General features: G+C 47.8%; 15 protein-coding genes. 4 read left to right on the top strand and 11 right to left on the bottom strand.

From position 1 onward, the window contains the following. Positions 1 to 111: 111 nt before the first annotated feature. Positions 112 to 960: a TetR/AcrR family transcriptional regulator gene (locus AC2CGA_RS17135; RefSeq protein ID WP_015388582.1), complete on the top strand. Its 849-nt coding sequence runs from the start codon at positions 112 to 114 to the stop codon at positions 958 to 960. A gap of 62 nt (positions 961 to 1,022) precedes the next feature. Here the strand turns inward: AC2CGA_RS17135 and gatB are convergent, their stop codons facing one another. Genes gatB through gatC form a run of 3 tightly spaced genes read right to left on the bottom strand, consistent with a single transcriptional unit; the run spans position 1,023 to position 4,229 of the window. Then, positions 1,023 to 2,453, bottom strand: coding sequence for an Asp-tRNA(Asn)/Glu-tRNA(Gln) amidotransferase subunit GatB (gatB, locus tag AC2CGA_RS17130; RefSeq protein ID WP_015388583.1), 1,431 nt, complete (start codon positions 2,451 to 2,453; stop codon positions 1,023 to 1,025). A gap of 13 nt (positions 2,454 to 2,466) precedes the next feature. Next, complete coding sequence (gene gatA, locus AC2CGA_RS17125) at positions 2,467 to 3,924, bottom strand: Asp-tRNA(Asn)/Glu-tRNA(Gln) amidotransferase subunit GatA (RefSeq protein ID WP_014304557.1); 1,458 nt, start codon at positions 3,922 to 3,924, stop codon at positions 2,467 to 2,469. A 14-nt stretch (positions 3,925 to 3,938) separates the two neighbouring features. Beyond that, positions 3,939 to 4,229, bottom strand: coding sequence for an Asp-tRNA(Asn)/Glu-tRNA(Gln) amidotransferase subunit GatC (gatC, locus tag AC2CGA_RS17120; protein WP_003155732.1), 291 nt, complete (start codon positions 4,227 to 4,229; stop codon positions 3,939 to 3,941). Between the two features lie 425 nt (positions 4,230 to 4,654). Here gatC and putP point away from each other — a divergent pair, with 425 nt between their 5' ends. Further along, entirely contained in the window at positions 4,655 to 6,133 is a 1,479-nt protein-coding gene (gene putP, locus AC2CGA_RS17115) for a sodium/proline symporter PutP (RefSeq protein ID WP_003155733.1), read from the top strand. 120 nt (positions 6,134 to 6,253) lie between these two features. Next, the gene (locus tag AC2CGA_RS17110; protein WP_003155735.1) at positions 6,254 to 6,946 is read left to right on the top strand and encodes an MgtC/SapB family protein; all 693 of its coding nucleotides are present in this window, start codon (positions 6,254 to 6,256) and stop codon (positions 6,944 to 6,946) included. A 39-nt stretch (positions 6,947 to 6,985) separates the two neighbouring features. On the opposite strand, the gene AC2CGA_RS17105 is transcribed toward AC2CGA_RS17110, so the two are convergent. From AC2CGA_RS17105 to pcrB, 5 genes are all read right to left on the bottom strand, one after another. Then, positions 6,986 to 7,981, bottom strand: coding sequence for a phosphotransferase enzyme family protein (locus AC2CGA_RS17105; protein ID WP_484480252.1), 996 nt, complete (start codon positions 7,979 to 7,981; stop codon positions 6,986 to 6,988). 236 nt (positions 7,982 to 8,217) lie between these two features. Further along, positions 8,218 to 9,414 carry a CamS family sex pheromone protein gene (locus AC2CGA_RS17100; protein WP_003155737.1) on the bottom strand — a complete coding sequence of 399 codons (1,197 nt, stop codon included), beginning with the start codon at positions 9,412 to 9,414 and terminating at the stop codon, positions 8,218 to 8,220. 15 nt (positions 9,415 to 9,429) lie between these two features. Next, positions 9,430 to 11,436: an NAD-dependent DNA ligase LigA gene (ligA, locus tag AC2CGA_RS17095; RefSeq protein WP_003155738.1), complete on the bottom strand. Its 2,007-nt coding sequence runs from the start codon at positions 11,434 to 11,436 to the stop codon at positions 9,430 to 9,432. Positions 11,437 to 11,460: 24 nt separating this feature from the next. Beyond that, positions 11,461 to 13,680, bottom strand: coding sequence for a DNA helicase PcrA (gene pcrA / locus AC2CGA_RS17090; RefSeq protein WP_015388585.1), 2,220 nt, complete (start codon positions 13,678 to 13,680; stop codon positions 11,461 to 11,463). A 57-nt stretch (positions 13,681 to 13,737) separates the two neighbouring features. Further along, positions 13,738 to 14,427: a heptaprenylglyceryl phosphate synthase gene (gene pcrB, locus AC2CGA_RS17085; protein WP_003155740.1), complete on the bottom strand. Its 690-nt coding sequence runs from the start codon at positions 14,425 to 14,427 to the stop codon at positions 13,738 to 13,740. Between the two features lie 195 nt (positions 14,428 to 14,622). Between pcrB and AC2CGA_RS17080 the strand changes: the two genes are divergently transcribed. Beyond that, positions 14,623 to 16,197, top strand: a complete 1,575-nt coding sequence (locus tag AC2CGA_RS17080; protein WP_003155744.1) for an FMN-binding glutamate synthase family protein — start codon at positions 14,623 to 14,625, stop codon at positions 16,195 to 16,197. A gap of 34 nt (positions 16,198 to 16,231) precedes the next feature. Here the strand turns inward: AC2CGA_RS17080 and AC2CGA_RS17075 are convergent, their stop codons facing one another. Genes AC2CGA_RS17075 through AC2CGA_RS17065 form a run of 3 tightly spaced genes read right to left on the bottom strand, consistent with a single transcriptional unit; the run spans position 16,232 to position 19,308 of the window. Then, a complete protein-coding gene (locus AC2CGA_RS17075) occupies positions 16,232 to 16,543 on the bottom strand; it encodes a YerC/YecD family TrpR-related protein (protein WP_003155745.1) in 312 nt (103 codons plus the stop codon). Between the two features lie 2 nt (positions 16,544 to 16,545). Further along, positions 16,546 to 17,541 (bottom strand): DUF3048 domain-containing protein, encoded by a 996-nt coding sequence (locus tag AC2CGA_RS17070; protein ID WP_014304551.1) that lies wholly within the window; start codon positions 17,539 to 17,541, stop codon positions 16,546 to 16,548. Positions 17,542 to 17,565: 24 nt separating this feature from the next. Continuing rightward, complete coding sequence (locus AC2CGA_RS17065; protein ID WP_014304550.1) at positions 17,566 to 19,308, bottom strand: adenine deaminase; 1,743 nt, start codon at positions 19,306 to 19,308, stop codon at positions 17,566 to 17,568. Between the last annotated feature and the right edge of the window lie 99 nt (positions 19,309 to 19,407).

The raw sequence follows: 19,407 nt of genomic DNA, 5'->3' as shown, positions 1-19,407 counted from the left end.
TTTATTGACTGACTGGTCATTCTATATAATACTAAACGGTATAACTCAACATCGTCAACTAATAAGGCAGTAAATTTTTCTAAATTTTTCAGGATTAAGGGGAAGCACGTCATGAACGAAAAAAAAGAGAAAATCATAAAAACAGGCATCCATTTATTTGCCAAAAAAGGGTTTTCTTCAACAACCATTCAGGAAATCGCCGGTGAATGCGGAATTTCAAAAGGAGCCTTCTATCTCCATTTCAAATCAAAAGAAGACCTTTTGCTCTCAGCATGTGAGTATTACATCGGCATGTCTATGGAAGAAATAAAGAAAATCAAAACAGAACATCAGCATAAACCGCCTAAGGACGTATTCCGAAAACAAATCGCTTATCAATTCCAGGAATTTATGGAGCACAAGGACTTTATCATTCTCTTGCTGAGCGAAAAGGTCATTCCTGAAAATCAAAAGGTCAAACAGTATTTTCATGAGGCCAATATTCAATTTAACATGCTGTACCGGGATGCTTTGCTCTCCGTTTACGGAGATGCCGTCATACCGTTTATAGCGGATGCGTCCGTTATGGCGCAAGGAATAGTGAGCTCCTATATTCATTTCTTGATTTTTAATGAACATACGGCATTCCGGACGGAAAACGTGGCGGCCTTTCTGATTGCCAGAATCGATGATCTGATTACGGGACTGATAAGAGACAATCCCGATCCGCTGCTGCCGGAGGATATCTTCACTCAGCCCGCGGCGGACAGAGAAAGGCTGCTTGCGGATATTCAAAAGATAAAAGCACAGCAGGGGCTGCCTGAGGACGTCCTCGTATCGCTTGAAGTCATTGAAGAGGAATACGCAAAGGAAGAGCCGCGAAAACCGATTATTAAAGGAATGCTGTCCAACTTGGCAGGCAGCGGAAATGAGCAGATTGAAACGCTGCGGGCTTCCATTGAAACCTATTTCAGCTTATAAAAAAAGAGACCGGCGCTTACCGGTCTCCGTATCAGCAGCGCCCTTTCAGGCGGCTGCTTTTTTTATCGTTTTTTGATTTCTTCAAGTAAGATTTTGTTGACCATCGGCGGGTTGGCCTGTCCTTTTGAGGCTTTCATAATCTGCCCGACAAGGAAGCCGATCGCGCGGTCTTTTCCGTTTTTGAAGTCTTCAATTGACTGCGGGTTGCTGTCAAGCGCATCTGTTACCAGCTTCAGAAGCACGCTTTCGTCAGAAATCTGCACGAGGCCTTTTTCTTTAACGATTTTTTCTGCGTCGCCGCCTTTTTCAATTAATTCTTTAAAGACTTTCTTCGCGATTTTGGACGAGATGGTTCCTTTTTCAATCAGCTTAATCATGCCGGCAAGGCCTTCAGGAGTCAGTGCGACATCCTCAAGCTCTTTTTGTTCGGCATTCAGGTAAGCTGACACTTCACCCATCAGCCAGTTTGATGCCTGCTTGGCTTCCGCGCCTTTATTGACCGTTTCTTCGAAGAAATCAGCCATTTCTTTCGTCAGCGTCAGAACCATTGCGTCATAAGCCGGCAGACCGAGCTCTTCGATATAACGCTTGCGGCGCTCGTCCGGAAGCTCAGGAATGGTTGCTCTTACGCGTTCTTTCCATTCGTCATCAATGCAGAGCTCGACAAGGTCAGGCTCAGGGAAATAACGATAGTCGTCCGAACCTTCTTTGACACGCATCAAAATGGTTTTTTTCGTCGCTTCATCGTAGCGGCGCGTCTCCTGCTGAATGACTCCGCCTGACAGAAGCACCTGCTCTTGGCGTTTCTCTTCATGCTCAAGTCCTTTTTGCACGAACGCGAAGGAGTTCAGGTTTTTCAGCTCCGTTTTTGTGCCGAATTTCTCCTGGCCGATCGGACGGAGGGAAATGTTGGCGTCACAGCGCAGTGAACCTTCTTCCATTTTACAGTCGGAAACACCTGTGTATTGGATAATTGATTTCAGCTTTTCGAGATATGCGTAAGCTTCCTCAGGTGTGCGGATATCCGGCTCAGATACAATCTCGACAAGCGGCGTGCCCTGGCGGTTGAAGTCAACGAGGGAATAGCCGTCGCCCGTATGCGTCAGTTTTCCCGCATCTTCTTCAAGGTGAAGACGGGTAATGCCGATTTTTTTCGTTTTTCCGCCGACTTCGATTTCAATCCAGCCGTTTTCGCCGATCGGCTTGTCAAATTGAGAAATTTGATATGCCTTCGGGTTGTCCGGGTAGAAATAGTTTTTCCGGTCAAACTTCGTATCCGTTGCGATTTCACAGTTCAAAGCCATTGCGGCTTTCATCGCGAATTCGACCGCTTCTTTGTTCAAAACGGGCAGCACGCCGGGATAGCCGAGGTCGATGACGCTTGTTTGGGTATTCGCTTCCGCGCCGAATGGCGTCGGTGAGCTTGAGAAAATTTTAGATTTTGTTTTTAATTCCACATGGACTTCAAGTCCGATTACCGTTTCAAAGTTCACTTCATTTCACCCCTTACAGTTCAGGTTTCGCTTTATGATGATCTGTTGCCTGCTCAAAAGCATGAGCGACGCGGTATACAGTGCCTTCATCGAAGTGTTTTCCGATGATTTGCAGTCCGAGCGGCAGTCCGTCCGCAAATCCGCACGGCACGCTGATTCCCGGCACACCCGCGAGGTTGACAGGGATCGTTAAAATATCGTTGGCGTACATTGTGAGCGGATCGCTGGTTTTTTCGCCGATTTTGAATGCCGGTGTCGGCGTTGTCGGTCCGACGATGACATCGTATTTCTCAAATACGTCTTCAAAATCTTTTTTAATAAGCGTGCGCACTTTTTGCGCTTTTTTGTAATACGCGTCATAGTAGCCGGAGCTGAGCGCGAAGGTGCCGAGCATGATGCGGCGCTTTACTTCGTTGCCGAAGCCTTCTGAGCGTGTCTGTTTATAAAGGTCGATCAGATTGTCCGCATTGTCTGAGCGGTAGCCGTAGCGGATGCCGTCAAAACGCGCAAGGTTTGCAGACGCTTCGGAAGAAGACAGCAGATAATACGTTGCAAGCGCGTATTTGCTGTGCGGCAGAGATACTTCTTCCCATGTCGCTCCGAGGCCTTCAAGCACTTTTAAAGCGGCTAAAACCGATTCTTTCGCTTCTTTGCCGACGCCTTCTCCGAGATATTCTTTCGGCACGGCGATTTTTAAGCCTTTAATATCGCCAGTTAATGAAGAAAGAAAGTCCGGCACTTCGACATTGGCGCTCGTAGAGTCCATTTTGTCCGGGCCTGAAATCGCCTGAAGCAGGAATGCGTTATCTTCTACGTTTCTTGTGATCGGTCCGATCTGGTCAAGTGAAGACGCAAAAGCAACCAAACCGTAACGTGACACGCGTCCGTATGTAGGCTTTAATCCGACGACGCCGCAGAAAGAAGCCGGCTGACGGATGGAGCCGCCCGTATCAGATCCGAGTGAAAACGGCACTTCTCCGGCTGCAACCGCAGCTGCGGAACCGCCGCTTGATCCGCCGGGAACCGTATCGAGATTCCAAGGGTTTTTCGTCGCTTTGTACGCGGAGTTTTCAGTAGAAGAACCCATCGCGAACTCGTCCATATTCAGCTTCCCGATTGTGACGGCTTCAGCGGCTTGAAGGCGTTCCACAACCGTCGCATCGTAAATCGGATCGAAGTTTTCGAGGATTTTGCTTGAGCATGTTGTGCGAAGCCCTTTGGTCACGATGTTGTCTTTGACGCCGATCGGCATTCCGAAGAGAAGACCGTGTTCAGACCGTCCGTCAACCGCTTCGTCAAGTTCTTTCGCGTAAGCGCGGGCTCTTTCTTCATCAAGCTGTAAAAACGCCTGCACCTTATCATCCACGGATGCGATCCGTTTGTAAGATTCATCAACAAGATCGGAAATCTTGATTTCTTTTTTATGTATCATTTGTTTCAGTTCTGTGATTTTGTGATCAAATAATGACATACTGTCTCCCTCCTTTAATCCAGAATAGATGGCACACGGACATAGCCGTCTTTATGATCGGGAGCATTTTTCATGACATCCTCGACCGGAAGGCCTTTACCCGCTTCATCTTCTCTCATTACGTTTTTCATTTTCAGCACGTGTGTTGTCGGTTCCACGTTATCCGTGTCCACTTCATTAAGCTCCTCGGCAAACGAGATGATGCTGTCAAGCTGTTCTGTGAACATTTCAGCTTCTTCATCCGTAATGGCGAGTCTCGCCAAATGAGCGACATGCTTTACTTCTTCTATAGAAATTCGTGACATAAGATCCACCTCCGCATAATTCTCCGTTTCGTCATATAATACTGATCATATCAAAAACGAGCCCTCTAAAGCAACAAAACGCCGCCTTCTGAGGCATGATGAAACCCTCTCTATTTTATCCTAAATCGGGGAGAAAGAGAAACGAATTATATGTCAGAAAATTTTTACTTTTATAATTTATTGGTAGCGTTTTCATCTTTAAGCTGTTCTAGGTTGGCGGGGATTTTTTCCTTGAGCGGGCCAGGTTTCGAGAGTTGATTGATCGGGGATACTTTGTTAGGTTTAGTAACCATAGCCGGCACTAAATCATGCAATCCCCATCGAAAGATGACTAAAGGCAGGCTGGATCGCCGGCACATATTCCGGCACTACTAATCTACAGAGGTGATGCAACATTTACATGAAAGAAGAGAGGGTTCAAAAACGTGAGTATTGAATTAATTATATCTCTTGGCATTTACTTTGCCGCCATGCTGTTAATCGGCTGGTACGCATTCAGAAAGACAACGAATATTAATGATTACATGCTGGGCGGAAGAGGACTCGGTCCGTTCGTAACGGCGCTGTCCGCAGGTGCGGCGGATATGAGCGCATGGATGCTGATGGGAGTTCCCGGCGCAATGTTCGCAACGGGGTTATCGACCTTATGGCTGGCGCTCGGTTTGACGATCGGCGCGTATTCAAATTATCTGCTGCTTGCTCCGAGGCTGCGCGCTTACACGGAAGTTGCGGATGATGCGATTACGATTCCCGATTTTTTCGATAAACGATTCCGCCACTCGTCATCATTGCTGAAAATTGTTTCCGCCGTGATTATTATGATCTTTTTCACACTGTACACATCGTCCGGGATGGTATCCGGAGGCAGGTTATTTGAATCGGCATTCGGCGCCGACTACAAATTCGGTTTGTTTTTAACGGCGGGTGTAGTTGTGCTTTATACGCTGTTTGGCGGTTTCCTCGCTGTCAGTCTGACTGACTTTGTACAGGGAGCGATCATGTTTGCGGCATTAGTGCTTGTGCCGATCGTTGCTTTTACCCAGCTCGGGAGCGTTTCAACGACGATTGATTCGATCAACGCCGTTAACCCGAAACTATTGGATATCTTTAAAGGCGCGAGCGTCATTAGCATTATTTCTTATTTGGCATGGGGACTCGGCTATTACGGCCAGCCTCATATCATCGTACGATTTATGGCGATTAAAGAAGTGAAAGATTTAAAACCCGCCCGCAGAATCGGGATGAGCTGGATGTTTATTTCAGTTGTCGGCTCATTGCTGACCGGGATTATCGGGGTTGCGTATTCTCATCACTTCGGGGTCTCCGTAAAAGATCCGGAAACGATTTTCATTATTTTTTCTAAAATCTTGTTCCATCCGCTGATTACGGGCTTCTTGCTGTCCGCGATTTTAGCGGCGATCATGAGTTCCATTTCCTCACAGCTTCTCGTAACGGCAAGCGCCATTACGGAAGATTTATACCGCGCCTTTTTCAGACGGGAAGCGAGCGATAAAGAATTGGTCATGACCGGACGCCTGTCGGTATTGATCGTGGCCGTTATCGCCATCCTGCTTTCCATGAATCCGAACAGCACCATTCTTGATCTGGTCGGATATGCGTGGGCTGGCTTCGGTTCGGCTATCGGCCCGGCGCTCTTGCTCAGTCTGTACTGGAAACGGATGAATGAATGGGGAGCGCTTGCGGCGATGATTACCGGGGCCGCGGCCGTTTTAATCTGGATTACGACAGGGCTTGCCGCTTCAACCGGCGTATACGAAATCATTCCGGGGTTCTTCCTCAGTCTGATTGCCGGTATTGCCGTCAGCCTGCTGACCAAAAAACCGGCCGATGCTTCTTATCAGCTGTTCAGCCGGATGGAAGCTCTTTTGAAAAACAAGAAATAGACAAAAAGCCGTCAGATTTTATCCCTGACGGCTTTTTTCTTCCGCCCTTGTCCTGCTATAAATACTGTGAGAAAATCATATCAATTTATTATAAGAAAAATTGCGGAGGTGCTGTGCAAATTGAGCTGGCCTATCGAACCAGACATTTTATTAAAGCTGGGCATTGCCACGCTGATCGGCATGATCATCGGTCTTGAACGCGAACTGAAAAACAAACCGCTCGGACTGAAAACCTGTATCGTCATCGCCGTCAGCTCCTGTATGCTGACGATCGTCAGCATTAATGCGGCATATCATTTCCCAAAATATTACCGTATCATGATGGATCCGCTCCGCCTTCCCGCCCAAATCATTTCCGGCGTCGGTTTTATCGGCGCGGGCGTGATCCTGCGTAAAAGCAATGACGTCATATCCGGCCTGACGACATCGGCTATCATCTGGGGCGCTGCCGGGCTGGGTCTGGCTACAGGCGCCGGCTTTTATAAAGAGGCGTTCGCAAGCCTCTTGTTTATCCTGATCAGTGTCGAATTTCTTCCGTGGCTGATCAGAAAAATCGGTCCCAACCGCTTGAAGGAAAAGGATATCCGCGTGAGAATGTCTCTTTCCGATAAAGACAAAATGACCGAGATTTTAAAGGAAATGAAAAGCAAACAGCTCCGCATTCACTCCGTCCGGATTGATGACCTGGGTGAAAAAGAATTTCCGATTATGGAAGTGAAAGTCAGTGTTCATAAAAACCGCTACACCACTGACGTCTATTATGATATTAAAGAAATTCAGGGCGTCGTCGGAGTGAAATGTGATACGTTATAAAAAAACGCCGGGCTGGATTCAGCCGGCGTTTTTTTATATTTATACGAATGCAGAAAATTGATACTCCGTAATCGGTGTTTCATTTTCGATATCGCGCCTGAAGGCTTTCAGCATCCCGAGTTCCTCGTCCCCGAGTGAATTGAGGTCAAACGCCTGATGCAATAATCCGTAGATCAGCATATGGCGCAGCCGGAGGAAATCCGGGATGTGTTCAAACCATGCGGAATCAAGGTCATTTTCTTCCCTGTAGCCTTTCATAAAGTGAGTCATGAATTCACCCGTAAACGCGGCCTTGTCTTCATACGGGATGACCGGATACCACAACATGTTGTACAGCAGAATACTGATATCATTCACAAACCAATTGTAGCCGATATCATCAAAATCAAATGCAGTGATTTTTCCGTTGTCCCAATTGAAATTGCCGTGGTGCAGATCGGCGTGCACAAGGCCGTAGTTTTCAGGATTCTTCGGCAAACGGCGCAGTTTTTCCATTAGAGCATCCGCCCGCTCAAATACGAGATGCTGATCTGCGGGCACGTATTTTCTCAGCTTCAGCTGCTCCTCTTCATCCCATTCCTGCCTTTTATATGCCGGATCGCTCAGACGGTAGCTTTTCGTCAGCCGGTGCATGTTCCCCGTGTACTTTCCAAGCTGGTAAAACAGAGTTCCGTTCCAGTCTGATTCCTCCACTTTGCGTCCGGGCGCTTTTTCATAGACTCTTAATAAAAACGCTCCGCCTTTTCCGTCCGGCACTTCTTCGACATCTTTGCCATTTAATGAAGGAATCGGCTTTGCTACTGAAAGCCCTCCCCTTGCCAGATGATGAAGCCATTCCATTTCTCCGAGAATATATTCCGGTGTTCTTCTGATCGTATGCGTAATTTTTAAAATATACGGTTCGTTATCTTTCACAATTTCATATACGTAGTTCTCTGCGTCCGCAATAAATTGAAACTTGGTAAATCCATATATTTCACCGGCCTCAGCCAGCACCTTATCTTCCTCAAAAATCGCTTTAATATCTTTATGCATGCTGATTCACCCTTTTCATAACATTTGTAGGCGGTGTGTGTACTCAGCAAATGTCATTCATCAACATTCCTGCCCTTCTTTTTTCACAGCAGATTCGTAACATCCGCTTAGAAATGAAATGTGTTTTCCTGTTAATTCCTAATTATACAAATATCTTAACATACCTCATTCCTCTCTCCAACGATATTCACACTAAAAAACCCTTGCTCATACAGAAATGAACAAGGGCATCTTGGTTAATCGTAAATATGGACGGTCGGTTCTTTGTCACCCGCATTGCGGACGATCAGCGCTTCCTGCCCGTCAGACGAGGTAATGTTAATTTCGACATCAACTGAGCCTTTTGAATAATAATCCATCAGCTCACCTGTTAAGTATTGGGTAAAGGCGATGACTTCGCTTTTCCCGTAAAATTGCATCGGGATTTCAATCTTCATTTTTCTCATTTCATCGTTTTCGTACATTGCCGTTCCGACAACTCCGGTGTAATTCGGGAAGTAGCTGTCGATGGCGTTTTTGAAGCGTTTAAACACTTCGGAATCATCAGGGTATTTCTTTGCCGTGTCTGTATCCGCCGGATAGAAGACGTACTTTTCTTTGACATCATCCCAGTTTGAAATGGTGGATGAGCCGGCCTTGACTTCTGTTTTCGCAATGTAATTCCCCGGTACGATTGATGTTTTCGGCGCTTGTTTATAAAGGGCGACGGTAATCGGCACATTTTTCAGGTTATCCATTTTCCGAAGGCGGTTAACGACTTCCTGTGCGATTTCTTCACCGTGGCTGCGGATCGTTTTGTCGCTGAGCTCCACTTCCTGCTGCGGATCACCTGTGTTTTCGCGGTAATAGTATACAGAGTTGAGAGCGAGACCGATCATAACACCGCCAAGCTGGATGGAATTTTTATCTTTTCTTACTAAGTAATCCTGCTCAAGCATGGACGCTAAGTAAATCGGGCTGTTTTCGTTTTTCTCTTTTGCTGATCCCGAGCTTGGCAGCACCGGGTTTAAGCCGAGATTCTGGAAATTGGCGTCTGCCTTTTTCGCCTTTTTCAGATCACTGCCCTCTTTTTTGCGGTCAAGCCAGCTGAGTACCGTGTCCTCATCTAAATACTGGCCTTCCTGATACAAATAGTCATCCGTCGGGAACGTGTCTTGAGCGAGCCGCATCAGCCCCGTCTCGAATTCATCGATGTCCAGCCTCGTGTTCAGCCGGTCCGCGGTCAGGCCGCGCGCTTTTCCGGCCTTAAACGGGAGCACCATTTTATAGTAGGAATCAGAGATATTATATTTCGGTATGATCGCTTTTTCAGAAGACTTTGCCGTTTTCTGCGTGATCTCTTCCTCTTTTTTTCCCCCGAAACTCGGCGAACAGGCCGACAGCATGAGTACTGCCGCCGTTGCCGTCGCCGCCAATGCCAACATCTTTTTCAATAGAAAACACTCCTCTTATTTCTTTAGCTCTCCCAATAGCTGTGCTTCATTCCATACTTCAATGTTTAATTCCTGCGCTTTTGTCAGCTTGCTTCCGGCCGCTTCTCCGGCAATCAGCAAGTCTGTTTTTTTGCTGACAGATCCCGTCAGCTTTCCGCCGAGCGCTTCAATCTGCGCCTTGGCTTCATTTCTGGACAGCTCTTCAAGCTTTCCGGTTAACACGATGGTTTTGCCGGCAAAATAAGAGTCGCTGTCCTCCGCTTTTACTTTTTTCGGGCCTTTGTAGAGTGTGTTCACACCGAGTTCCTCAAGTTCATTCAAAAGCTCAAGCATTTCCTCTTTGCGGAAATAGGTGATAACGGCATCGGCCATCTTTTCGCCGATTTCATCTACCGCAAGCAGCTCTTCTTCCGTGGCTTGTTTCAGATTTTCCAGGCTTTCAAAATGCATGGCCAGTGTTTTGGCCGCTTTTGAGCCGATAAAACGGATGCCGAGACCGAACAGCAGGCGTTCCAGCGAATTCTCTTTCGACTTTTGGATGGAGCTGATCAGATTGTCAGTTGATTTTTCCCCCATCCGCTCAAGCCGGATGACCTGTTCTTTCGTCAGCTTATACAAATCAGCGACATTACGGACGAGATGTTCACGGAAAAGCTGTGTGATGACACGTTCTCCGAGTCCGTCAATATTCATCGCGTTGCGTGAGACAAAGTGAATCAGGCCTTCTCTGATCTGCGCCGGACATTCCGGATTAATGCAGCGCAGCGCGACTTCCCCTTCAATGCGGACAAGTTCGCTTTCGCACTCAGGGCAGCTGGTCGGCATATTGAATTCTTTTTCTTCCCCGGTCCGCTGTTCAATTAAGACATTGACGACCTCAGGGATGATGTCGCCCGCTTTTTTGACGACCACTTTATCGAGAATGCGGATATCCTTCTCTTTAATTAAATCTTCGTTATGAAGGGATGCTCTTGAGACCGTCGTTCCCGCGACTTTTACCGGTTCCAGAACGGCGGTCGGCGTAATAACGCCCGTTCTTCCGACATTCAGTTCGATATCGAGCAGTTTTGTCACGACCTCTTCAGCCGGGAATTTGTAAGCAATCGCCCAGCGCGGGCTTTTTGCCGTATACCCGAGTTCTTCCTGCTGGTCGAGCGAATCGACTTTGATGACGATTCCGTCAATTTCATAAGGGAGATCGGCCCGCTTCGCCTGCAGCTCTTCGATCATTTCAATGACTTCATCTATCGTGTCGCATTTTTTCCGTTCCTGGTTTGTTTTAAAACCGAGCTCATCCAGAAAATCCAGGCCCTGACTCTGTGTTTCCACACCCATCTCGTCAAGCTCCGCTATACTGTAGACGAAGATGTCAAGATTTCGTTTCGCTGCAATTTTCGGATCGAGCTGTCTGAGTGAGCCCGCAGCCGCGTTCCGGGGATTGGCGAACGGCTCCTCTTCATGTTTCAGCCTTTCCTCATTGAGCGCTTCAAATGACTGTTTCGGCATGTACGCCTCTCCGCGCACTTCTATGGAAAGATTACGTTTCATTTTCAGCGGAATGTTGCGGATCGTTTTTAAGTTTTCGGTGATATCTTCGCCCGTCGTTCCGTCTCCTCTTGTCGCGCCTCTGACGAAATAGCCGTCTTCATAACGGAGAGAAACAGCAAGACCGTCTATTTTCAGCTCCACATTGTAAGCGACGCCGTCACCGACAGCCTGACGGACGCGGCGGTCAAAATCGCGGAGATCATCATCGTTAAATGCGTTGCCGAGACTGAGCATCGGCGTGCCGTGCTGCACCTTTTGAAAAGATTCAAGCACCGCTCCCCCGACCCGCTGTGTGGGCGAATCAGGCGTTCTGAGTTCCGGGTGCTCTTCCTCTATGGCAATCAGCTCCTGCATCAGTCTGTCGTACTCGGAATCCGGCACGCTCGGTTCATCTAAGGTGTAATATTCATAACTGTACTGATCGATGGTGCGGCGCAATTCTTCTGCCCGGTGTTTCGCTGTTTCTTTGTCCATCATGTTCTTCCTTTCCTCTTCAGGTTACTGCTTTTCAATCGGCGCAAAAGCTGCAAGCAGACGCTTCACGCCGACTGGGCTCGGGAATGCGATATCAAGCTCGGTGCTTTCGCCTTCTCCTTTTACGCTGACAACCGTTCCGGTGCCCCATTTTTTATGGCCCGCTTTATCGCCGACCGCCCAGCTGAGCGAGTCGCCGCCTGTTTTGTTCGCGTAGGAAACGGGACGGGATACGGGCCCGCGTTTCGGCTGCACTTTTCGTCCCGGCTGCATGCGAGGTGTTTTCTTCTCATTTAGGTTCTCCAATAAATCGCCAGGTATTTCCCTGATAAAGCGGGATTCCGGATTCATATTGGTGCGGCCGAATAAGGTTCGCATTTTGGCATTCGTTAAATACAGTTCTTCTTCCGCCCTCGTAATGCCTACATATGCGAGCCTGCGTTCTTCTTCCATCTCGGCTTCTTCCATCAGGGAGCGGCTGTGCGGGAACACGCCTTCTTCCATGCCCATTAAGAACACGACTGGAAATTCAAGCCCCTTAGCGGCGTGCAGTGTCATTAAAGTGACGGCATCCTTTCCGCCTGCTTCTTCTTCCTTCTGGTCGAGCTGGTCAATATCCGCGATCAGCGCCAGATCGGTCAGAAACGCGACGAGAGACTTGTCTTCGCTTTTTTGTTCGAAGTTTTTCGTCACGGAAAGAAACTCGTCGATATTTTCAAGGCGGCTTTGGGCTTCGATTGATTTTTCGGCCTTCAGCATTTCTCTGTATTCCGTTTTCTCGAGAATTTCTTCCGTGAGTTCCGTAATGGACAGGTAATCCTGCATGTTCGTCAGATTTTCAATCATCGCGCCAAAGCCGTCAAGCGCGTTTGCCGCTTTTGCGCTGACGCCGATGAAATCAACCTGTTTGATCGCCTGGAACATTGACATTCCGTTCATCGCCGCATATGACGCGATTTTTTCTAGCGAAGTGGCGCCGACGCCACGCTTCGGCACATTGACGATCCGCGTAAAACTGATGTCATCGTCCGGGTTTGACACAAGGCGCAGGTATGCAAGAATGTCTTTAATTTCTTTCCTGTCGTAGAACTTGGTTCCGCCGACGATATTGTAGTTCAGACCGGATTTTAAAAGGGTTTCCTCAATGACGCGCGACTGGGCGTTTGTCCGGTATAAAATTGCGATATCGGAAAGCTTCCGCCGGCCCGAGCTGTGCAGCTCATAAATTTTGCCCGCGACGAATTGGCCTTCGCCGAATTCATTGTCGCCGCTGTAATAAGAAAGCTTGATGCCTTCGTCATTTTCCGTCCACAGGTTTTTCGGCTTGCGGTTTGAGTTGTTTTTGATCACTTCGTTAGCCGCCTGCAGAATCCGCTTTGTTGAGCGGTAGTTTTGCTCGAGCAGAATCACGTTTGCGCTCGGGTAATCTTTTTCAAAGGAAAGGATATTCGCGATATCCGCCCCGCGCCATCTGTAAATGGACTGGTCGGAGTCACCGACGACGCAGATATTTTCAAGACGGGCCGCAAGCTGCTTCACAAGGAGGTATTGCGCCCTGTTCGTATCCTGATACTCGTCTACGTGAATGTACTGAAATTTGCGCTGATAAAACTCAAGCACTTCCGGCACACGCTCAAAAAGCTTAATCGTCGTCATGATTAAATCATCAAAATCGAGCGATTGGTTTTTCAGCAGTTTTTTCTGATAATCGGTATACACGTCACTCGTGACCTGATCGTAGTAGCCGCCGGCCGTTTTTGCGAATTCCTCAGGTTCGATCAGCTCGTTTTTTGCGCTGCTGATGGAGCCTAAAATACTTCTCGGATCAAACTTTTTCGGATCGATATTCCGCTCTTTCAAAATCCCTTTAATAACGGAAAGCTGATCAGCCGTATCAAGAATGGAGAAGTTTCGGTTGATGCCGATTCTGTCAATATCCCTGCGCAGAATCCGCACGCACATGCTGTGGAAGGTGGAAATCCAGATTTCATCCGCGCCGGGTCCGAGAATGCTCTCCACCCGCTCCTTCATTTCTCTGGCGGCTTTATTTGTAAATGTAATCGCCAGAATGTTCCATGGCGCCACGTGTTTTTCCGCCATTAAGTATGCGATTCTGTGCGTCAGCACACGTGTTTTTCCGCTTCCCGCGCCCGCCATCAGAAGCAGCGGACCGTCCGTCGTCTTGACCGCTTCCTGCTGAACGGGATTTAATCCGCTTAATAATTGATTGCTAATGTAATTCATATCCGTTCACCGCCTATCAAACATATGTTCTATCATAAATCAATTTCGTCCGCTTGGCTACTTTGTCTTTACAGCCGCCACCGTTTTGAGCGCCTGATCAAAATCTTCATATACGGCATTTCCGACAACGATGACATCGGCATGACGGCCGAACCGTTCCGCCGTTTCCGCGTCTTTAATGCCGCCTCCGTAAAACAGAACGGACTTGTCCAGCACAGCCTTCGTTTTCTCCACCGTTTCTATGTCCGCCAGCATCCCGCTGTATTCCAGATAAAAAATCGGGAGATGAAGCAAATGTTCCGCGACCCGCGCATAGGCGAGAATATCTTCTGTTTCTATATGTGTATCCGCCTCCGTCAAAGCGGCCGCCTTACAATCAGGGTTGACGATGCAGTAGCCCTCCGTCACGATTTCCTCCATTGACATGAGCTCTCCGTATTCTTTCATCGCCTGATGATGCATGCCGACAATCCAGTCCGCCTTTTTGCTGTTGAGCACACTCGGAATGAAATAAAGATCAAACCCGGGCACAATGGAATCAATCGTCGACACCTCAAGTACGCACGGCACTAAAAACCGCCGCACCTTTGACATCAGTCTCAGCACATTGTCCTCGGTGATATTGTCGCTTCCTCCGATCACAATGGCGTCAGTCCCTGATTCACAAAGCCGTTCCAGCTGTTCATCCGGTAAATCTTTATTCGGATCGAGTTTAAAAACATGCTTCCACTCGTTAACATCGTACATGCGTTTTCGTTCCTCCATTCGTTTCTTGCCATTTAAACATTATAACAAATTCGTTTGGCCCGGAAAAACGGAAAAAGACGTCATTCACCTGATTCACAAAAAAAGATTGCGCTCCGCCGGACGGGAAACGGCTATGTTTGAAAACAGACAAAATGTGGAATGTCAAAGAGAAAAAAGGCAAGGAGTCTGATCTCAATGGAACAAGCCATTATCGTACTGATTTGTATATTGATTTTTATTATTTTAGTTCCCGCCGCATTGTTTCTCTGGATTTACATAAGAGACGAAAAGCAGGAAGAACATTCAGTGCTGCGCAATTATCCCGCAGCGGGAAAACTGCGCTATATATTTGAAAAAATCGGACCTGAGCTGCGGCAGTATTTATTCAGCAATGATAACGAAGAACAGCCGTTTTCCCGGAGAGAATATGAACAGACGGTCATGTCGGGAAAGTATAAAAGCAGAATGATGGGCTTCGGCTCAGAACGGGATTTCGATCAGCCGGGCTATTATATCCGTAACGCCCTCTTCCCGAAACAAAGGGAGGAGCTGCGCACAGATCAGACGCCGAAGATCGACACGATGGTATACAAGATTGACAAAGACAACCTGCTGAAACGCAGCGAACACCGCGAAAAAGCAAAAGCGGACCCTTATTACCTGCATCCGGACGATGTGCAAGTGATCGGCCGCGACACATGCAAGAAACCGTTTTATGTAAAAGGGTTAATCGGACAATCAGCGATGAGCTACGGCTCACTTGGCGACCGGGCAATCACCGCCCTGTCAAAAGGGCTGCACCAGGCCGGCGGCACATGGATGAATACAGGCGAAGGCGGCCTGTCTGAGTATCACTTGAAAGGCGGCGCGGATATTATCTGCCAAATCGGCCCCGGGCTGTTCGGCGTGCGCACTGAAGATGGAGAATTTTCATGGGAAGAATTTAAGAAAAAAAGCCGCCTCGAGCAGATTAAAGCCTTTGAATTAAAGCTTGCGCAAGGGGCTAAAGCAAGAGGCGGTCATATTGACGGTTCAAAGGTGACCGAAGAAATTGCCGCCATCAGAAATGTGCAGCCCGGACAATCCATTGACAGTCCAAACCGCTTCAACGAGTTCTCAAATGTTCCGGACATGCTTGATTTCATTGAGAAATTAAGAACTGTCGGTGAAAAACCGGTCGGCATCAAAATTGTCCCGGGCAGCCGCAAAGACCTTGAAGACCTTATTTCCTGTATGAGTTCATCAGGCAAACTTCCCGACTTTATTACGATTGACGGCAGTGAAGGGGGAACGGGAGCTTCTTTCCATGAGCTGGCGGATTCCGTCGGCCTGCCGATTCTGACCGGCCTCCCCCTTGTTGACGGCCTTTTGAAGACATACGGTATAAGAGATAGGCTGAAAATTTTCGCATCCGGAAAGCTGCTCACTCCCGATAAGATTGCCGTTGCCCTCGCGTTAGGCGCGGATTTTGTCAATATTGCCCGGGGAATGATGTTTTCAGTCGGCTGTATCCGCGCTCAAGTATGCCACACCAATCATTGTCCTGTCGGAGTGGCGACAACCGATCCAAAACTTCAGCGCGCGCTCAGTATCGAGGATAAACAGCATCGCGTCTGCAACTACGTGCTCTCGTTGCGTGAAGGGCTGTTTCATCTTGCCGCGGCGGCGGGTATCAGCTCGCCGATTCATTTCTCAGCTGAACACATCGTATACCGGGAGGAAGACGGAAGCCTGAGGGAACTTCCCGGCCTTTTGAATCAGCACGCATAAAAAAACCGCCTGCCGTCATCGGCAGAGCGGTTTTTTACGTAGCTGAGGAGGATTCTCCTTTGTTTACGCGGTCAAGCGCCATTTCATAGGCGTCGTTCCCGTAATTTAAGCAGCGCTTCACCCGGGAAATCGTCGCTGTGGAAGCACCCGTTTCGCTTTCAATTTTGTGATACGTATTTCCTTCGCGGAGCATTCTCGCCACTTCCAAACGCTGCGCCAGCGATTGGATTTCATTAATCGTACAAAGATCGTCAAAGAAACGATAGCATTCCTCCAGATCTTTCAGCGATAAAATAGATAAAAATAACTGGTCCAGTTCTTTTCCGCGTAATTTATCGATTTGCATCGTCAAACACCTTCTCCTTTACTAATGGAAGCTGCATCGAGATCAGGCACGATATTAATCCATGTCTTTCCTGGCACAAACGGAAGAATCTCACCGCCTTTTACGGGCAGAATACGGCCGTCTTTATATTCCCAGTCTGACTCCATAACATCGCCGTGCTGAAGCAGGAGGCCCTTCCCCCCTGACTGAATATCGATGGCCCGCCTTCCATCTTTGTCTGTCATGCGATGGCCGGCTTCAACAATAAAAATGTTGTGCATGGCTAAAGGCTTTCCGGTCTCCCGGTCTGTCGCTTTCACACCATCAGAGCTTCTTGTATAAGCATCAGCTTTTTTATCATAATCGTATTCGACAAGATTTGTAACGTTTTGTGTTCCATAATCTATCCGAATATTGTAGGTTTCGTTTCCGGGTTTTGCATCTGATGTCTGAAATGGGAGCGGTTCTGTTTTTCCGTTCAGCTTGTATCCTTTTTGTTCCGCCGCCTTCCTGATATTGTCATACGACGTGTAGGAATTGTGGGGCGGCTTGCTGAAATCGGCTCTCCAAAACAGGCTGCCGTCAAAATCCAAACCGTTTATATAATCGTAAGTTCCGGACTCCAGCTGCTTTTTAGCGCCGGGACTCCAGCCATGATGGACAAATATGCTGTTAAACCCGCTGCTGAGCGTGACAAAATATTCCCTCGCGCTCCGCACAGGCCCGACCGTTTCCGGCATCTCACTTTGAAAAATCGCGAGAAACCGCGTAATCCGGCCCTCCGCGAGCGCTTCGATGACAACATCCGCCTTTGACAGCCCGGATTGGGGCCTCGCCTTCGGATGATTGTTCACTGCGACTGCAATCGGACGGCGTTCTGCAAGCTTCTGCTCAGTTTTCAGCCCCGTTAAAGGAGCTTCCGCTTCTTTCGGCTGCACCTGATCGGCATTGTTCTGCCGGCAGGCGGCAAGCAGCAAAAACGCAAAACAAAGCATACAAACGGTTTTCCATCTTTTCATATGTCGGCTCCCTGCTTTTATATTTTAACGCATTATCGATGGAAAGAGTACAGTTTTTTTCATCACGTCGAATATTCCTCTCGGCGTAATGCGGATATAAGGCAGGTGTGTGCTCTGCAAAAAGAGCAGCGTATAGATCGGATCGCAGAATCGGTAGCCCCGCTCCTCCAGCAGCGTCCTCAGTTTTTGCTCTTTCTCAAGCACTTCTTCATAATTCTCCGCGGATGCAGAACCGTTTAAAGCGAGGGGAATCTCATGAAGAACCTTCCCGTTTTCGGCAAGCACGATTCCGCCGCCGATTTCTTTCATCCGTGAGAAAGCGAGCAGGATATCTTCTTTATTTTTTCCGGCAGCGATAATATCTCCGGTTGTCGTGTAGGAACTGACAAAGCCCTGCACCCGATCGGCAAAACCTTTCAGCATTGTATTGACCCGCCATTTTCCATGCTTATCGAGAAGCGTGAGATAGCATTCATCATGATCAAAAGAAAGCTGGTCAACAGAATTATCAATCGCAATCATATACGGCTCCATAATGACGGCGTTGCGCATTATCACACCCATCGGCATTGAAAACTGTAAATCATCCATCGTCATATCATATGAAAGCTCAAGAGGGACAAGACCGCCCTTTTTCCAATCCGTTTCTGTAAACGCATTCATATTTCGGCCGTCTTCCCTCAGCAGGATGCCTTTGGAGATCACCGTGACCGGGTCCGGATTCATCGGGTCATCGAGAATGTTCAATGAAGCAAGCCGGCCCGGACCGATCACACCGAGAAAGTCATCCATCTGATAATATTTCGCGATATTAAAGGAGGCCATATTGTAGGCGTCAATCGCCGGAACCCCTTCCTCCAAAGCGATTTTGATTAATTCATTCGTCATGCCGCCTTTATAAAAATGCGGCGTCGCTCCATCCGTCGTGTAAAAGAAATGATCATAATGCCGGAAGCCTTTTTGATGGAGATCCTGCAAAATCGTTCTCAGATCAGGGCGGATGGATGAATGTCTGAGCGAAACATAGTAACCCAATTCAAGCCGTCTCATCACCTCGTCGCCATTCATCGCCTCGTGGTCAGAATCAGCCCCGAACAGTTTCATCTTCGTCAGTGTTTTTTCAGAAGCTCCGGGAAAATGCCCTTCTATCCGCTTGCGCAGTTTCTTTGTCGCCTGCATGCAATGAAGCATCAAGTCATCGCCGTCCATGAGGCGCGGCCATCCGGTCAATTCTCCGCCTTGAATGACATCCGGATGCTCAATCCATTGCTTGCGGACATCAAAAGAAAGGAGCTGGTCCTCATTCAGCACTTCAGTCTGCAGATCATATCTGGACCACCAGAAATATTGCACCGGCTGTTTTTTTAGTTCTTCCAATATAGTAAGCGCTTTCTTTTTACCGCTGTGCAAAAGAAAAAACAAGTTATCATTAACAAACGTCGTTGTTCCGAATTGAGACACATATTCGGCGAGCGTTTGGGGATTATATATTTGAAAAGGATGTGTATGCGGTTCAATGTAACCTGGCACAATGTATTTTCCTTCACAATTTATGGTATGAATGTGCTCTGCTGCATCAGGAAGCTCATGACCAACATATACAATTCGGTCTCCGTAAATCCAGACGTTCTTTTTCAGCCATTGTTTTAAAAAAGGATTTAATACGAGAGCATCCCGTAAAAGTAGCGTTGGAAGCAGCTTTGAGTCTACAACATCCGCCTGTGATCTGATGTCTTTATTTTTCCAGTTAAAGGTACGTTCGGACATTCACATACTCTCCTTCGCTTATATTAGACCCATCGTATCACATCCGCACAATTATCGCACGGCTAAAACGTTACAAATTATTGAAGATGAATGAAAAAC

It is taken from the genome of Bacillus sp. SYZHCR11 (genome assembly GCF_057196865.1).
Note: the sequence above shows the minus strand (reverse complement) of the source record. Positions and strands in the feature narration are given on the sequence as shown.

What these genes read in the sequence shown, in the direction of transcription:
- AC2CGA_RS17135 (WP_015388582.1), top strand. Translation starts at nt 112, where the DNA reads ATGAACGAAAAAAAAGAGAAAATCATAAAAACAGGCATCCATTTATTT.
- pcrB (WP_003155740.1), bottom strand. Translation starts at nt 14,427, where the DNA reads ATGTACGATGTTAACGAGTGGAAGCATGTTTTTAAACTCGATCCGAAT.
- pcrA (WP_015388585.1), bottom strand. Translation starts at nt 13,680, where the DNA reads ATGAATTACATTAGCAATCAATTATTAAGCGGATTAAATCCCGTTCAG.
- AC2CGA_RS17080 (WP_003155744.1), top strand. Translation starts at nt 14,623, where the DNA reads ATGGAACAAGCCATTATCGTACTGATTTGTATATTGATTTTTATTATT.
- AC2CGA_RS17075 (WP_003155745.1), bottom strand. Translation starts at nt 16,543, where the DNA reads ATGCAAATCGATAAATTACGCGGAAAAGAACTGGACCAGTTATTTTTA.
- AC2CGA_RS17070 (WP_014304551.1), bottom strand. Translation starts at nt 17,541, where the DNA reads ATGAAAAGATGGAAAACCGTTTGTATGCTTTGTTTTGCGTTTTTGCTG.
- AC2CGA_RS17105 (WP_484480252.1), bottom strand. Translation starts at nt 7,981, where the DNA reads ATGCATAAAGATATTAAAGCGATTTTTGAGGAAGATAAGGTGCTGGCT.
- ligA (WP_003155738.1), bottom strand. Translation starts at nt 11,436, where the DNA reads ATGGACAAAGAAACAGCGAAACACCGGGCAGAAGAATTGCGCCGCACC.
- gatC (WP_003155732.1), bottom strand. Translation starts at nt 4,229, where the DNA reads ATGTCACGAATTTCTATAGAAGAAGTAAAGCATGTCGCTCATTTGGCG.
- gatA (WP_014304557.1), bottom strand. Translation starts at nt 3,924, where the DNA reads ATGTCATTATTTGATCACAAAATCACAGAACTGAAACAAATGATACAT.
- AC2CGA_RS17065 (WP_014304550.1), bottom strand. Translation starts at nt 19,308, where the DNA reads ATGTCCGAACGTACCTTTAACTGGAAAAATAAAGACATCAGATCACAG.